Origin of the sequence: Pseudoalteromonas sp. P1-7a (assembly GCF_001401855.1) — a bacterium.
Classification (GTDB): Bacteria; Pseudomonadota; Gammaproteobacteria; order Enterobacterales; family Alteromonadaceae; genus Pseudoalteromonas.
Genome location: NZ_LKDU01000106.1, coordinates 1 through 385 on the forward strand (window position 1 = coordinate 1; position 385 = coordinate 385).

The window sequence follows — 385 nt, forward strand, 5'->3', positions numbered from 1 at the left end:
GTGGGCGCATAGCTCAGCTGGATAGAGTACCTGGCTACGAACCAGGCGGTCGGAGGTTCGAATCCTCCTGCGCCCACCACTTTCATAGACTCTGCTTAGAGTATAAATAAGTAGAAAGTGTTGATTATAGGAGGTTCACTCTTAGAAGTTACGTCCTACGCCACCACTTTCATGCATAAGCCGACATAAGCGTCGGTTTTTTTGTGTCTAAAATAATAAATAAGTTAAGCTCACTTTTAAAATGTGTACTTAAATTGGTTATTTTAGAAACTCAACTTAGAGTATAAATAAGAAAAAATGAAAGTGGGCGCATAGCTCAGCTGGATAGAGTACCTGGCTACGAACCAGGCGGTCGGAGGTTCGAATCCTCCTGCGCCCACCACTT

General features: G+C 43.6%; 2 tRNA genes. Both read left to right on the plus strand.

Going from position 1 to position 385, the window contains the following annotated elements:
- The first annotated feature begins 2 nt into the window (after window positions 1-2).
- A tRNA-Arg gene (locus AN389_RS19690) sits at window positions 3-79 on the plus strand.
- A 226-nt stretch (window positions 80-305) separates the two neighbouring features.
- Window positions 306-382: transfer RNA gene (locus AN389_RS19695), tRNA-Arg, on the plus strand.
- Window positions 383-385 lie beyond the last annotated feature (3 nt).